This window comes from Pinisolibacter sp. DMC100 (assembly GCF_056313705.1).
Map to the genome: position 1 here is coordinate 470,425 of NZ_JBQUZT010000003.1, position 13,880 is coordinate 484,304.

At 69.8% G+C, this 13,880-nt stretch carries 13 protein-coding genes; 10 read left to right on the forward strand and 3 right to left on the reverse strand.

The genetic code is table 11. From position 1 onward, the window contains the following. Positions 1–63 precede the first annotated feature (63 nt). The 3 genes from ACT541_RS15350 (at position 64) to ACT541_RS15360 (ending at position 2,083) form a co-directional block, all read left to right on the forward strand. Entirely contained in the window at positions 64–429 is a 366-nt protein-coding gene (locus ACT541_RS15350) for an Hpt domain-containing protein (protein WP_476137957.1), read from the forward strand. Positions 430–592: 163 nt separating this feature from the next. Further along, entirely contained in the window at positions 593–913 is a 321-nt protein-coding gene (locus ACT541_RS15355; protein ID WP_476137958.1) for a 2Fe-2S iron-sulfur cluster-binding protein, read from the forward strand. A gap of 141 nt (positions 914–1,054) precedes the next feature. Next, the gene (locus ACT541_RS15360; protein WP_476137959.1) at positions 1,055–2,083 is read left to right on the forward strand and encodes an NAD(P)/FAD-dependent oxidoreductase; all 1,029 of its coding nucleotides are present in this window, start codon (positions 1,055–1,057) and stop codon (positions 2,081–2,083) included. A 296-nt stretch (positions 2,084–2,379) separates the two neighbouring features. On the opposite strand, the gene ggt is transcribed toward ACT541_RS15360, so the two are convergent. Beyond that, positions 2,380–4,134 (reverse strand): gamma-glutamyltransferase, encoded by a 1,755-nt coding sequence (gene ggt / locus ACT541_RS15365; RefSeq protein ID WP_476137960.1) that lies wholly within the window; start codon positions 4,132–4,134, stop codon positions 2,380–2,382. A 133-nt stretch (positions 4,135–4,267) separates the two neighbouring features. Here ggt and ACT541_RS15370 point away from each other — a divergent pair, with 133 nt between their 5' ends. The 4 genes from ACT541_RS15370 (at position 4,268) to ACT541_RS15385 (ending at position 8,574) form a co-directional block, all read left to right on the forward strand. Further along, on the forward strand, positions 4,268–4,825 hold the full coding sequence (locus ACT541_RS15370) for a cysteine hydrolase family protein (RefSeq protein WP_476137961.1): 558 nt from the start codon (positions 4,268–4,270) through the stop codon (positions 4,823–4,825). Then, positions 4,822–5,679, forward strand: coding sequence for an alpha/beta hydrolase (locus tag ACT541_RS15375; RefSeq protein ID WP_476137962.1), 858 nt, complete (start codon positions 4,822–4,824; stop codon positions 5,677–5,679). Before ACT541_RS15370 ends, ACT541_RS15375 begins: the two co-directional genes overlap by 4 nt. A gap of 71 nt (positions 5,680–5,750) precedes the next feature. Next, positions 5,751–6,926 (forward strand): vWA domain-containing protein, encoded by a 1,176-nt coding sequence (locus ACT541_RS15380; RefSeq protein WP_476137963.1) that lies wholly within the window; start codon positions 5,751–5,753, stop codon positions 6,924–6,926. A gap of 70 nt (positions 6,927–6,996) precedes the next feature. Next, entirely contained in the window at positions 6,997–8,574 is a 1,578-nt protein-coding gene (locus tag ACT541_RS15385) for a glycosyltransferase (protein WP_476137964.1), read from the forward strand. 3 nt (positions 8,575–8,577) lie between these two features. Here the strand turns inward: ACT541_RS15385 and ACT541_RS15390 are convergent, their stop codons facing one another. Continuing rightward, positions 8,578–9,657: a DUF707 domain-containing protein gene (locus ACT541_RS15390; protein ID WP_476137965.1), complete on the reverse strand. Its 1,080-nt coding sequence runs from the start codon at positions 9,655–9,657 to the stop codon at positions 8,578–8,580. A 180-nt stretch (positions 9,658–9,837) separates the two neighbouring features. On the opposite strand from ACT541_RS15390, the gene ACT541_RS15395 reads away from it, so the two are divergent. Genes ACT541_RS15395 through rfbH form a run of 3 tightly spaced genes read left to right on the forward strand, consistent with a single transcriptional unit; the run spans position 9,838 to position 12,628 of the window. After that, entirely contained in the window at positions 9,838–10,770 is a 933-nt protein-coding gene (locus ACT541_RS15395) for an NAD-dependent epimerase/dehydratase family protein (protein ID WP_476137966.1), read from the forward strand. Beyond that, positions 10,749–11,321, forward strand: a complete 573-nt coding sequence (locus ACT541_RS15400) for a dTDP-4-dehydrorhamnose 3,5-epimerase family protein (protein ID WP_476137967.1) — start codon at positions 10,749–10,751, stop codon at positions 11,319–11,321. The genes ACT541_RS15395 and ACT541_RS15400 overlap by 22 nt, the downstream gene beginning before the upstream one ends. Next, entirely contained in the window at positions 11,318–12,628 is a 1,311-nt protein-coding gene (rfbH, locus tag ACT541_RS15405) for a lipopolysaccharide biosynthesis protein RfbH (RefSeq protein ID WP_476137968.1), read from the forward strand. The genes ACT541_RS15400 and rfbH overlap by 4 nt, the downstream gene beginning before the upstream one ends. 195 nt (positions 12,629–12,823) lie before the next feature. Here the strand turns inward: rfbH and ACT541_RS15410 are convergent, their stop codons facing one another. Then, entirely contained in the window at positions 12,824–13,876 is a 1,053-nt protein-coding gene (locus ACT541_RS15410) for an NAD-dependent epimerase/dehydratase family protein (protein ID WP_476137969.1), read from the reverse strand. Positions 13,877–13,880 lie beyond the last annotated feature (4 nt).

Below are 13,880 nucleotides of genomic sequence, written 5' to 3' on the forward strand. Positions count from 1 at the left end.
ACCCGGCGGCGGCGATTGCCGGTGCATCCTTTCGGCTCTGGGCGAGGAGCCGGAGGGACGATCATGGCGATGGAAGCGGCGGTGCGCGACACGGCGTTCACGGGCGAGAGGCGTTCCGGCCACCGGACCGCGCCGATCGATCTCGTCCATCTGGCCCGTCAGACCTTCGGCTCGGAAGCGCTCGAGCGCGAGATCCTTCGCCTCTTCGTCGCCCAGTCGCGGGTGCTCATCGAGACCATCGCCGCCTCGGACGCGGACGAGCGGCGGGCGCTCGCCCATCGGCTGAAGGGTTCGGCGCTCGGCGTCGGGGCGGGGCGCATGGCGCGGCTCGCCGACGCGATCGAGAGCGACGCGGACGCAGGCCGCGCGATCGGCGAACTCGCCGAGGCCTTCGAGGAGGTCCGCGCCTTCGTCGCCGCGATCGCCTGAGGGATTGCGAGGGCCGCGCGGCGGTTCGGCGGGCTGCGACGCGCCGCTTCGACTTGACGGGCGGGCGCGATCCGGCCATGTGGGGACGCGCGCCGCCGAAGACATCCGAAATGCAGCGATTTCGGCCGGCGCAGGCCCCATCCGACGCTGCGCCGAGACCTTCATGACCAAGATCACCTTCGTTCCCTATCGTCAGGAAGAGATCACCGTCGAGGCGGAGATCGGCGCGACCGTCATGGAGACGGCCGTGCGCGCCGGCGTGCCCGGCATCGAGGCGGAATGCGGCGGCGCCTGCGCCTGCGCCACCTGCCACGTCTATGTCGACGACGCCTGGTACCCCCGCACCGGCAATCCCCAGCCGATGGAAGAGGACATGCTCGACTTCGCCTGGCAGGTGCAGCCGACGTCGCGTCTGTCCTGCCAGATCAAGGTCACCGAGGACCTCGACGGCCTGATCGTCCACGTCCCCGAGCGGCAGGCGTGACCGCCGGCGGAGCATGACTTTCGCCGCCGCGGGCCTCGCGTGGAAACGCTTTCCTTGTCAGGTGCGTGCGGCGGGGACTAGGAAGACGGCGAGAGCCCGTCTTCCGGCCGTCGCGGCCCGCAACCCCCACGGAACCGACCCATGTCCGAACGCATCACCACCGACGTCGTCATCATCGGAGCGGGCCCCGTCGGCCTCTTCGCCGTGTTCGAACTGGGTCTGCTCGACCTCAAGTGCCATCTGATCGACATCCTGGACAAGCCGGGCGGCCAGTGCGCCGAGCTCTATCCGGAGAAGCCGATCTACGACATCCCGGCCTATCCGACGATCGGCGCGCAGGAACTGATCGACAAGCTGCAGGAGCAGATCCGCCCCTTCGGCCCGACCTTCCACTTCGGTCAGCAGGTCGAGAAGCTGGAGAAGCAGGCCGACGGCTCGTTCCTGGTCGGCACCGACGCCGGCACCGAGTTCTCGGCCAAGGTGGTGGTGATCGCCGCCGGCGGCGGCTCGTTCCAGCCCAAGCGCCCGCCGGTGCCCGGCATCGAGACCTACGAGGGCACCTCGGTCTTCTATTCCGTGCGCAAGATGGACGCCTTCCGCGACCAGAAGATCGTCATCGTCGGCGGCGGCGATTCCGCGCTCGACTGGACGCTCAATCTCCAGCCGATCGCCGAGCGGGTGACCATCGTCCACCGTCGCGACGAGTTCCGCGGCGCGCCCCATTCGGTCGACCAGATGCGCAGGCTGGTCGCCGAGGGCAAGCTCGACATGGTGATCGGTCAGGTCGCCGGCCTCGAGGGCGACGGCACCAACCTCTCGGGCGTGGCGATCAAGAAGAACGACGGTGCGACGATCACCGTTCCGGCGACGCGGATGATGCCGTTCTTCGGCCTCACCATGAAGCTCGGCCCGATCGCCAACTGGGGTCTGAACCTCACCGAGAACCTGATCGCGGTCGATACCGAGAAGTTCGAGACCAACGAGCCCGGCATCTTCGCCATCGGCGACATCAACTGGTATCCGGGCAAGCTGAAGCTGATCCTCTCGGGCTTCCACGAGGCGGCGCTGATGGCGCAGGCGGCGAAGAAGATCGTCGATCCGTCGAAGCGCATCGTCTTCCAGTACACGACCTCGTCGACCTCGCTGCAGAAGAAGCTCGGCGTGCAGTGACGGGCGCAAGCCCGGACGTTCCGGCGTCGTGATCATAGAGAGGCCGTCCTTCGGGGCGGCCTCTTGCGTTTCGGGCGGGATCTCGAGGCTTCGGCTCGCTGCTGTCTGTTCGGCTTCACCCTGAGGTGCTCGCGGAGCGAGCCTCGAAGGGCGAAGCCACGACGGGCCTCGCCTCTCGGGCCTTCGCGCTTCGAGGCCCGGCTGCGCCGGGCACCTCAGCATGAAGGTCCTCCGCGACAGGTTCGACCTCCCGGGGGCGCCGGGGTTTCCCGAGAGGGACCTTCGTTCGTCCGCCCTCACTCCGCCGCCGCGGCACCCGCAGGCCTACGGTCGTCGCTGGCGCCGTAGACGTGGCCGGGGGTGAGGGCACCCGACAGCGCCGCGTCGTTGCCCGAAGACGCCGTCGCCGCTTCGCCCTCGGGCGGGGCGATCTCGATCAGGCCGGCAGCGCCCCAGGGCGACTGCGCCGCGAGCGCGTAGCCGCGCGCCTTCAGCAGCGCGATCGTGTCGGGCGACAGCGCGAAGGGCTCGTGGACGATGACGTCGGGCAGCCATTGGTGGTGGATGCGCGGTGCGTTCACCGCCTCGCGCGGGCGCATGCCGAAGGTCGCGACGTTGAGGATGGTCTCCATCACGGTCGTCGGGATGCGCGAGCCGCCGGGTGAGCCGAGCACCAGGAAGAGCCGGCCGTTCCGCGTCACGATGGTCGGCGTCATCGACGAGAGCGGGCGCTTGCCGGGCGCGATGGCGTTCTTCGCGCCCTGGACGAGGCCGAAGAGATTGGCCGCACCCGGCTTCACCGTGAAGTCGTCCATCTCGTCGTTGAGGAGGAAGCCGGTGCCGGGCGCCACCACGGCGGCGCCGAAGAGGCCGTTGACGGTGTAGGTCACGGCAACGGCGTTGCCGGCGGCGTCGACCACCGAATAGTGCGTCGTCTCCGGCTTCTCGTGCGGGGCGGACGCGTCGCCGAGGCCGGCGGAGGGCTCGACGCCCTTCGCCTCGATGCGGGCGCGAAGCGCGGCGGCGTAGTCCTTGGACAAGAGCCGCTCGGCCGGAATGCCCACGTAGTCCGGATCGCCGAGCAGGCGGTTGCGGTCGAAATAGGCGTGGCGCATCGCCTCGACCATGCGGTGGACGGTCTCGGCGCCGTGCCAGCCGGACGCCGCGAGGTCCCAGCCTTCCAGCACGTTCAGCATCAGGCACAGCGTGAGGCCGCCGGACGACGGCGGCGGGGCGGTGATCAGTTCGAGGTCGCGATGGCTGCAGCGGACGGGCGCGCGCTCCTTGGCGACATAGGCGGCGAAGTCGGCGGCGCGCAGCGTGCCGCCGTTCGTCACCATGGCGCGTTCGACGGCGGCCGCCACCGGACCGCGATAGAAGGCGTCGGGGCCGTCCTTCGCGATGGCCTCGAGGGTCGCGGCGAGATCGGGCTGGGTCAGCCGGTCGGCGGGGGCGAGCGGGCCGCCGCCTGGGGCCATGAAGATGCGGGCGGCTTCCGGATCGCGGGCGAGCCGCGGGGCGCCGCGGGCGAGGATGTCGGCGCGGGCGCGGCCGACGACGAAGCCCTCGCGGGCGAGCCGGATCGCCGGGGCCATGACCCTGTCGCGCGGCAGCGTGCCCCAGTGGGTCAGTACGTGGTCGAGGCCGGCGACGGTGCCGGGCACCCCGCTCGCCCGCCAGCCGTCGAGGCTCGCGTCCTTGATCGGCTCGCCGCCGGCGTCGAGATACATGTCGGCATGGGCCGAGGCCGGCGCGGTCTCGCGGAAGTCGAGGAAATGCGCCGAGCCGCCGGCGAGCCGCAGCGTCAGGAAACCGCCGCCGCCGATGTTGCCGCAGCAGGGATCGACGACCGCCAGCGCATAGCCGACCGCCACCGCCGCGTCGACCGCGTTGCCGCCCGCCGCCAGGATGTCGCGACCGACTTCGGAGGCCAGCGCATCGGCCGAGACGACCATGCCGCGCGTGCCCTCGACCGCCGGCAGCGAGGCGGCGGCAGCGGGCGTGCCGGCTGCGAGGAGGGCGGCGAGGAGGAGAGGGGCGAGCTTGCGCATGGCTTTCCTTCGGGATGTCCGGCCAACATGGCGCGGCGGCGGGGCGAGGGGAAGGGGCGCGTCTGCCCTGCACGCGGACGGTCGCCGTGGGGCGCGGGCCGCGCTAGTCTTCGTGCGAGACGAGGAGATCCCCATGTTCGACTTCGACGGCGCCGTGCTTCTTCCCATCGACATGCAGAAGGCGATCGACCTGCCCGGCCGGCCGCGCCGCGGCAATCCGGCGCTCGACGAGAACGGGCTGAAGCTGCTCGCGCTGTGGCGGGAGAAGGGGCTGCCGATTGTCCACGTGCAGCATGCCTCGGTCGAGCCGAAGAGCTGGTTCCGCCCCGGCCACGCGGGCTACGCGCTGCGCCCCGGCTTCGAGCCGCGCGAGGGCGAGGCGCTGGTTCTGAAGTCGGTCAATTCCGCCTTCATCGGCACGGATCTCGACCTGCGTCTGCGCCGGCTGGGGGCGAAGCGCGTCGTCTGCTTCGGCTGGGCGGCCGACATGTGTGTCTCGACCACCATCCGCACCGGTGCCAACATGGGCTGGGAGATGGTGATGGTGGCCGACGCCTGCGACTGCTCGGACCTCCCCGACGCGCTCGGCGGCGGGATCATCCCGGCGGAAGAGATCTTCCGGGCGCATGTCGCGACGCTGGCGGCGGATTTCTGCCGGGTGGTGCGGGTGGGGGATCTCGGGGCGGCATGAAGGCGTTCGTGATCTCGGCCGGACTTCTCGCCGTCGGGCTGGTGTTGGTCTGGGGCGCTGGATCGCTGCTGATCGGGGCCACCGTGCACGCCCGTAGTGGTGCGTTGCCGCCGACCACATTCATGCTCGAGACGCGGGACGGACGGTCGATCGCGGCGACCTTCCGTGCCGGGCGGCGTCCGGATGCGCCGGGGGTCCTGTTGCTCCATGGTCTGGGGGCGGACCGATCGCAGACCGAGGCCAACGCCGCGTTTCTCGCGTCGGCTGGCCATGCGGTCCTGACGATCGACCTTCGCGGTCATGGAGCGTCGTCGCCGGGAGCGACCTCTTTCGGGCTCGACGAGGGGATCGACGCGCGCGCTGCCTTCGATTGGTTGAAGCGGGAGATCGGTGGGGCACCGGTCGCCGTGGTCGGCATCTCGCTCGGGGGTGCTGCGGCGCTCGTCGGGCGCGACGGGCCGTTGCCGGCGGAGGCGCTGGTGCTGATCGGTGTCTTCCCCGACATACGCCGGGCGATCGGCAATCGTGCCGCCTTCGTTGCCGGGGGGTGGCTCGGGGCGATGCTCGAGCCACTGCTCTCGTTCCAAGCATGGCCGCGTTACGGGGTGTGGCCCCGACGGATCGCACCGATCGAGACCCTGCGGATGCGACAGGGGCCGACGCTGCTGATCGGCGGCGGGGCGGACGTCTTCACGCCGCCGGGCGACGTCGAGGCGATGGCGCGGGCGGCCGGTGGACCGACCGAGGTCTGGTTCGTGCCGGGGCTCGATCACGCCGCCGTCTCCGGAGTCGCGAGCGAGGCGTTTCGTGGCAGGCTCCTCGCGTTCCTCGGGCGCACCGTCGGCACGCCGTGAGAGGGCGGCGGGCGCCTTGATCGACCGGCCGTCGGGCCCCACAATCCGTCTCGGACCAACGAGGGACCCCCATGTTCATCACCTTCTTCACCGAACTGAAGTCGGCCGGGATTCCCGTTTCCTTGCGGGAATATCTGACGCTCATGGAGGCGTTGGAGAAGGATCTGGCGGAGAAGCGGGTCGAGGACTTCTACCATCTCGCCCGCGTCTGTCTGGTCAAGGACGAGAAGTTCCTCGACCGGTTCGATCGCGTCTTCGGTCACGTCTTCAAGGGCCTCGACCTGATGAGCGAGGCGACCGAGGCCGAGATCCCGGAGGAGTGGCTGCGCAAGCTCGCCGAACGGTTCCTGACCGAGGAGGAGAAGGCGACGATCCAGGCGCTCGGCGGCTTCGAGAAGCTGATGGAGACGCTGAAACAGCGTCTCGCCGAACAGAAGGAGCGGCACCAGGGCGGCAACAAGTGGATCGGCACCGCCGGTACCTCGCCCTTCGGCGCCCATGGCTACAATCCCGAAGGCGTGCGGATCGGACAGGACAAGTCCCGCCACCGCCGCGCGGTGAAGGTCTGGGACAAGCGCGAGTTCAAGGATCTCGACGCCTCGATCGAGCTCGGCACGCGCAACATCAAGGTGGCGCTGAAGCGCCTGCGCCGTTTCGCCCGCACCGGCGCCCATGACGAGCTCGACCTCGACGGCACGATCAAGGCGACGGCGGAGCACGGGTTCCTCGACGTGCAGATGCGGCCCGAGCGGCGCAATGCGGTGAAGCTGCTCGTCTTCTTCGACGTCGGTGGCTCGATGGACGACCACGTGCGGGTCTGCGAGGAGCTGTTCTCGGCCGTCCGCACCGAGTTCAAGACCATGGAGTGGTTCTATTTCCACAATTGTCTTTATGATTTTGTCTGGAAGAAGAACGAGCGGCGCAATTCCGAGAAGATCGATACCTGGTCGGTGCTGCACAAATATGCCGCCGACTACAAGGTGATCTTCGTCGGCGACGCGTCGATGTCGCCTTACGAGATCTCGCATCCCGGCGGCTCGGTCGAATATTGGAACGAGGAGGCGGGCGCGACCTGGATCGAGCGGGTGACGACGGTCTATCCCAAATGCGTCTGGCTCAACCCGACCGCCGAGGACTGGTGGGGCTACACGCCGTCGATCGGCATGGTGAAGCGGTTGATGGGCGATCGCATGTTCCCGCTCACCCTCGAGGGGCTCGACCGGGCGGCGCGCGAACTGGTGCGGTGAGCCGCGATCTTTGCGACCACCCGCGCCGCTTCGCTCTAGACTGCCCGAAACGCGATTCGGGAGAGCGGCCTTGAGCGAGACGAACGGAAGCACGGGCACGGGCGCCGTCCCCCGCATCCTGGTGATCACCGCCTACTACAAGGAAGAGCGCGCCCTCATCGAGCGCACCATCCGGTCGGTCGCGGCCCAGACGGCGGCGGCGAAGGGGCGGGCGATCGTCGATCACATGCTGGTCGCCGACGGCTACCCCCAGGACTGGATCGACGGCGCCGGCGTGCGCCACGTCCGCCTCGATCGCGGCCACGGCGACTACGGCAACACGCCGCGCGGCGTCGGCTCGGCGCTCGCCATCGTCGAGGGCTACGACGCCTTCTGCTACTGCGATGCCGACAACTGGTACGAGCCCGGCCATGTCGAGGCCTGCCTCGACGCGGCGGCCAAGGGCGGCGAGACGGTGGACTACGTCATCGCCCGGCGCACCATGCGGCGGCCGGACGAGAGCGTCATCAAGATCGCCGACGAGCCGATCGAACGGCACGTCGACACCAACTGCTTCTTCTTCCTGCCGGGGTCGTTTCCCCTCGTCCACCACTTCGCGGCGATCCCGCGACAGATGTCGATCATCGGCGACCGGCTGTTCTTCGCCGTGCTCAAGGCGGCGCGGCTGAAGGTGGCGGTGATCGGCTTTCCGACCGTCGCCTATCTGTGCCTGTGGGAGGCGATCTATCGGGCGGTCGGCGAGACGCCGCCGCCGGATGCCAAACCGTCCGCCGACTATTCGGTGGTCGATCGCTGGTTGAGGACGCTGACCGACCGCGAGCGCCTCGTGGTATCGCGCCGGGCGGGCATTCCCTTCCGCCGGCCGGAGAACGAGCCGGAGCCGCTGCCCTCGCGCGTCGGACCGCCGCGGGTGCTGGTGATCACCGCCTACTACAAGGAAGACCGGGCGATGATCGAGAAGGCGATCGCCTCGGTCCGCGCCCAGACGGCGACGGCCAAGGGGCTCGCCATCGTCGACCAGATGCTGGTCGCCGACGGGTTCCCGCAAGCCTGGATCGACGAGGCGGGGCTTCGTCACGTCGAGCTCGACCGGGCGCACGGCGACTACGGCAACACGCCGCGTGGCATCGGCTCGCTGCTGGCGATCTCGGAGGACTGGGACGCGATCTGCTGGCTCGACGCCGACAACTGGCTGGAGCCGAACCACGTCGAGGCGTGTCTGGCGCGCGCCGCCGAGATCGGGCAGGACTGCGACTGGGTGATGGCGCGGCGGATCTATCGCCGGCCGGACGGGTCGCTGATCCCGATCAAGGGCGGCGATCGCGACATCGACACCAACTGCTTCTTCTTCCTGCCCGGCTCCTACCACCTGCTGCATCATTTCGCGGCGCAGCCGAAGGAGATCGCCATCGCCGGCGATCAGGTGTTCCATCAGGTGCTGACGGCGGCGGGGCTGAACAGCGGTTGGGTCGAGGACCACACGGTCGACTATCTCTGCCTGTGGGAGAACATCTACCGACTGATCGGCGAGGAGCCGCCGGAGGGCGCGCGCCCGCAGGCACCGCTCTCCGACCTCAAGGGCTGGCTCGACGGGTTGGAGCCGAAGCGCCGCCGGGTGGTCGGACGGCTGATCGGCATCGATCGCTGAGGTTCAGATCCGCGAACCGGCCTGCAGGCCGCCGAGGACGGTGGGCGTCAGCGACTTGCGATAGGCCTTCAGCATCCCGTTCATCTCGGCGAAGGCCGCCTCGCGGCTGTAGAGGCCGCCGACCGGACGGGTGTGCGTCACCGTGACGTCGTCGACGATGGCGATGCGGGTGCCGCCGACGCCGACCAGCGACGGCCAGATCGCGTCGAGGCCCCAGCTCGACACGGTCGAGCGGAAGCCGTCGATGCAGGTGGCCAGCGCGTCGCGCGAGAAGACCGGGCACATCACCTCGACGAAGTTGGTGAAGCGCATCGCGAAGCGCGGATCGCGCTTGGTGATCGGATAGGTGAGGTGGGACGCGTCGTCGAGCGCCGGCTGGGCGAGTTCGATGCGGTTGCGCCGGCAGATCTCGAACAGGCGGTTGATCGCCGTGCGGCTCACCATCAGGTCGTCGTCGGGCAACCAGATCTGGCGATAGTCCCAGAAGTCGGGCCGCGTGGCGAAGATCTGGTGGAAGGCGGCGAACTTGCGCACGTCGCGCTGGATCGTGACGTAGTCGACGCCGTCTTCGTTCGGGTCGGGATCGGCGTCGTCGTACCAGGAGATGCAGAGATCCCAGTTGCGGTCGACGTCGGCGAGGTCGCGCGCCCACTCGCCGTGGAGCGACGAGGAGCCGGCGCGCAGGATGACGAGGTTCTCGCGCTTCCTGCCGCCGGTCCTGTCGAAGAAGTTCGACACCTTCTCGGCATGCGGCGGCAGGCCGACGTCGAGGCCACAGGGCAGTGCGATGCGCTCGAGCGCGAGGCCGGCGGGGGCCGGTCCGGCGACACCGCCGGTGAGCTTCGCCGCCGTCGCCGGATCGTCGCCCATGAAGACCAGTCGGGCGACGCCGTCGCCGTCGAGGATGACGAGGCGATCGTCGCGCATCACCCAACGCCGGGCGCCGGCATCCTCGACGCCGCCGATCGCGCCGTCCGGGCCGAGGACCAGGACGGGGGCGATCGCCTCGCCGTTCGCGCGCGTCAACCGCCAGACGGTGCCGGTCGGATCGGAGGGGGGCGCGGCGTTCTCGGGGGTCGACATCGAATCCGTCCTCGGTCGGTGATTTGGCGTCGACACTAGACCCTGAGGTGGAGCGCCACCAGCGCGGGGCGGCGCGTTCCTTCGCCGCCTCGTCGCCCCCTCATGGACGAGGCGCGAGAAACCTCCCATCAAGGGAGAAGCCGTGCGGGCGCGATTCGCCGCGACGGCGGGAGCCGATCGATGGAAGGGACGCGCGGAGCGACCGAAGAGGACGCGGTTCTGGTCAGCGGAGCGACCGGCTTCGTCGGCGTGCGCCTGCTCGCTCGCCTCGTCGCAGACGGCCGCCGGGTCGCCGCCGTGGTGCGGCCGGGCTCGGACCGGACCGCGCTCGAGGCGGCGGGTGTGGCGATCGTGGTCGACGACGGCACGGCGGAAGGGCTCGCCCGCGCGGTCGCGGAGATCCGCCCGGCCACCGTCTTCCATCTCGCCGCCAAGTTCACCGCGATCCACGCGACGGCCGACGTCGATGGTCTGATCGAGGCCAACGTCGCCTTCGGGGCACGGCTCGCCGAGGCGGCTTCGCGGGCCGGCACCACGCGTTTCGTCACGGCGGGGACGTCGTGGCAGGTCGACGAGACGGGCGTGGAGCGGGCGAACTCGCTCTATGCCGCGACCAAGGCGGCCTTCGAGGCGATCCTCGGCCACTATGCCGCGAACGAGGGGATGCGCGCGCTGTCGCTGCGCCTCTACGACACCTGGGGGCCGGGCGATACGCGACGCAAGCTCCTGCCGCTGCTCCTCTCGGCGCGCGCTTCCGGCACGCATCTCGGGCTCTCGCCGGGCGACCAGAGGCTCGATCTCGTCCATGTCGACGACGTGGTCGAGGGCTTCCTCGCCGCCGAGGCGCGGCTCGCAGCCTCGCCCGCGGGCACCTTCGAGCGTTTCGCGCTGCGTTCGGGGCGTGCCGTCTCGGTCAAGGAACTGGTGGCGATCATGGAGCAGGTCTCCGGCCGTCCGATGCCCGTCGCCTTCGGCGAACGGCCCTACCGCGTCGGCGAGGTGATGGCGCCGTCGCCGGGCGAGATCCTGCCCGGCTGGCGGGCGCGGATCGCTCTGGAGGAGGGCCTCGCCGCCCTGATCGGAGGGGACGCATGTTCGACCGCGAAGCCCTGAGCCTTTCGGGCGCCTGCCTGCTGCGTCGCCCGATCGGCACCGACGCGCGCGGGACCTTCCGCAAGATCGTCCATGGCGGCGCCTTCGCCGAGATGGGGCTCACCTGCGACTTCGTCGAGCAATATGTCTCGACCTCGGCGCCGGGCGTGCTGCGCGGCATGCATTTCCAGACGCCGCCGCACGACCACGCCAAGCTCGTCACGGTGCTCGCGGGCCGCATCCTCGACGTGATCGTCGACCTGCGCCCGGGCCCCGACTACGGCCGCCATGCCGCGGTCGAGCTCGACGGCTCCGAGGGCGTGTCGCTCTGGCTGCCGAGCGGCCTCGCCCACGGCTTCCTGGCGCTCGAGGCGGCGACGGTGCTCTACGACGTCACCTCGGTGCATGCACCGGCGAACGACGCCGGCATCCGTTTCGACAGCTTCGGCTTCGCCTGGCCGATCGCCGCGCCGATCCTGTCGGAGCGCGACCGCGCGCTGCCGCCCCTCTCGGACTTCGTCACGACCTTCCCGCCGGCCGCCGGCCGCACGCCACCCGAGGACAGACCATGACCACGAAAGACGCGCTCAAGGCGCAGATCCTCGAACTCGTCGCGCGCTACAACGAGCTCGCCTCCGAGCCGGCGCCGTTCCGGCCGGGCGAGACCATGGTGCAGAACTCCGGCAAGGTGATCTCGGGCCGCGAGCGCGAACTGATGGTCGAGGCCTCGCTCGATGCCTGGCTGACGACCGGCCGCTTCAACGCCGCCTTCGAGGCGAAGCTCGCCAAGTGGCTGGGCGTCAAGCACGTCTCGACGGTCAATTCCGGTTCGTCGGCCAATCTCGCCGCCTTCTCGGCACTGACCTCGCCGACGCTCGGTAGCCGCGCGGTCGGCGAGGGCGACGAGGTGATCACGGTCGCCGCCGGCTTCCCGACGACGGTCAACCCGATCATCCAGCAGGGCGCGGTTCCGGTCTTCGTCGACATCGACGTGCCGACCTACAACATCGACGTCTCGCTGATCGAGAAGGCGATCACGCCCAAGACCAAGGCGATCGTCATCGCCCACACGCTCGGCAACCCGTTCGACGCGCCGGCGGTGAAGAAGATCTGCGACGACCACGGCCTCTTGCTGATGGAGGACTGCTGCGACGCGCTCGGCGCGACGATCGCCGGCGCCCGCGTCGGCACCTTCGGCGACGTGGCGACGCTGTCCTTCTATCCGGCGCATCACATCACCATGGGCGAGGGCGGCGCCGTCTTCACCAACGACAAGACGATCCGCCGGGCGGCGGAGAGCTTCCGCGACTGGGGCCGCGACTGTTTCTGCGAGCCGGGGCAGGACAACACCTGCAACAAGCGCTTCGGCTGGCAGCTCGGCACCCTGCCGCACGGCTACGATCACAAGTTCACCTTCGCCCACATGGGCTTCAACCTGAAGATCACCGACATGCAGGCCGCCTGCGGCCTCGCCCAGCTCGATCGGCTGGACGAGTTCGTCGCCAAGCGGCGGGCGAACTTCGCCCATCTGAAGGCCCGGCTCGAGGGCGCGAGCCGCCATCTCGTCCTGCCGCAGGCGACGCCGGGGTCGGATCCGTCGTGGTTCGGTTTCCCGATCACGCTCTCCGACGACGCGCCGATCTCGCGGCGCGACATGACGGTGGCGCTCGACAAGGCGAAGATCGGCACGCGTCTGCTCTTCGGCGGCAATCTGACGCGCCAGCCCTACATGCAGGGCCGCAACTTCCGCGTCTCCGGCTCGCTCGAGCGCACCGATCGGGTGATGAACCAGACCTTCTGGGTCGGCATCTACCACGGCCTCGACACGCCCCAGCTCGACTGGATCGCGGAGAGCATTCTCGCGGCGCTGAAGGGGTGAGGGACACGCCCGCCGTGGGGCGGGCGTCTTCCGGCATGTCGGCGCGCCGGTGCGCGATGCTTCGAGACGCGGGCCGGTGGCCCGCTCCTCAGCATGAGGCGTCTGTGTTCATTCGATAAATTGAGAGCGCCTCATGCTGAGGAGGGCGCCCAGCGGGCGCCCGTCTCGAAGCATCGCGCACGTCTTTCCCGGACCTCAGCCGCGATCCCGCCAGCGCAGATCCTCGCCCAACCGCCCGGAGGCGATGTGGCGCTCCAGCGTCTTCAGACGCATGAAGGGCGAGTTGCGGAAGTCGGCGTCGGCGAAGGCCATGTGGCGCAGGCCGGCGAGCAGGCGGTCGATCGAGGTGTCGAGGTCGACCTGCGGCTGATGGGCCGGGGCGAGTTCGCGATAGAGGGCGAAGTCGACGCGGTAGGAGCGCTTGTCCGGCGGCGCGTCGGTGGCGATCGACACGCGCGTGCCCGGCACCTTGGCGGCGACGGCATGGGCGAGGTCGCGGACCTGGACGTTGGCCTCGTCGCGGCCGGTGTTGACCGCCAGGAACGAGCCGCCGTTGTCGGGCTTGCGGTCGATCGCCCAGTCGATGGCGCGGGCCATGTCGGCGACGTCGATCAGCGGGCGCCAGGGCGAGCCGTCGGAGAGGACGGTGATCTCGCCGGTCGTCACGGCGCAGGCGACGAAGTCGTTGAGGACGAGATCGAGGCGCAGCCGGTCGGAGAAGCCGCAGGCGGTGGAGAAGCGCAGGCTGGTCAGCGTCGTGGCGCCGTTCGCCAGCTTCTTCCAGCCTTCCTCGGTGCCGATCTTGGAGCGGGCATAGGCGGTCAGCGGGTTGGTCGGATCGGTCTCGCGCTTGGCGGAGCCGTCGGCCGAGCCGTACATCGAGCAGGACGAGGCGAAGACGACGTTCTTCACCCCGCGCGCCGCGGCGATCTCGGCGATACGCACCGAGGCGTCGCGGTTGATCGCTTCCGTCACCGCCTCGAAGCGGTTGCCCATCGGGTCGTTGGAGACGGCGGCGAGATGGACGACGGCGTCGACACCGTCGAGCAGCTCGGGCGCGAGATCGCGCACGTCGCCGAAGATCTGGCGGTCGAGCCGGCTCTCGGGCAGGCGGTCGGACCCGGTCAGCGAATGGCCGAAGAAGCCGGTGTCGTAGCCGATCAGTTCGGCCGCCGGGCGGCTCTCGCGCAGATGGCGCACGAGGACCGGGCCGACGTAGCCCATGTTGCCGGTGACGAGGATGCGCATCGGT

Coding starts and splice junctions, on each gene's coding strand:
- ACT541_RS15350 (WP_476137957.1), top strand. CDS start 64: ATGGCGATGGAAGCGGCGGTGCGCGACACGGCGTTCACGGGCGAGAGG.
- ACT541_RS15355 (WP_476137958.1), top strand. CDS start 593: ATGACCAAGATCACCTTCGTTCCCTATCGTCAGGAAGAGATCACCGTC.
- ACT541_RS15360 (WP_476137959.1), top strand. CDS start 1,055: ATGTCCGAACGCATCACCACCGACGTCGTCATCATCGGAGCGGGCCCC.
- ggt (WP_476137960.1), bottom strand. CDS start 4,134: ATGCGCAAGCTCGCCCCTCTCCTCCTCGCCGCCCTCCTCGCAGCCGGC.
- ACT541_RS15370 (WP_476137961.1), top strand. CDS start 4,268: ATGTTCGACTTCGACGGCGCCGTGCTTCTTCCCATCGACATGCAGAAG.
- ACT541_RS15375 (WP_476137962.1), top strand. CDS start 4,822: ATGAAGGCGTTCGTGATCTCGGCCGGACTTCTCGCCGTCGGGCTGGTG.
- ACT541_RS15380 (WP_476137963.1), top strand. CDS start 5,751: ATGTTCATCACCTTCTTCACCGAACTGAAGTCGGCCGGGATTCCCGTT.
- ACT541_RS15390 (WP_476137965.1), bottom strand. CDS start 9,657: ATGTCGACCCCCGAGAACGCCGCGCCCCCCTCCGATCCGACCGGCACC.
- ACT541_RS15395 (WP_476137966.1), top strand. CDS start 9,838: ATGGAAGGGACGCGCGGAGCGACCGAAGAGGACGCGGTTCTGGTCAGC.
- ACT541_RS15400 (WP_476137967.1), top strand. CDS start 10,749: ATGTTCGACCGCGAAGCCCTGAGCCTTTCGGGCGCCTGCCTGCTGCGT.
- rfbH (WP_476137968.1), top strand. CDS start 11,318: ATGACCACGAAAGACGCGCTCAAGGCGCAGATCCTCGAACTCGTCGCG.
- ACT541_RS15410 (WP_476137969.1), bottom strand. CDS start 13,876: ATGCGCATCCTCGTCACCGGCAACATGGGCTACGTCGGCCCGGTCCTC.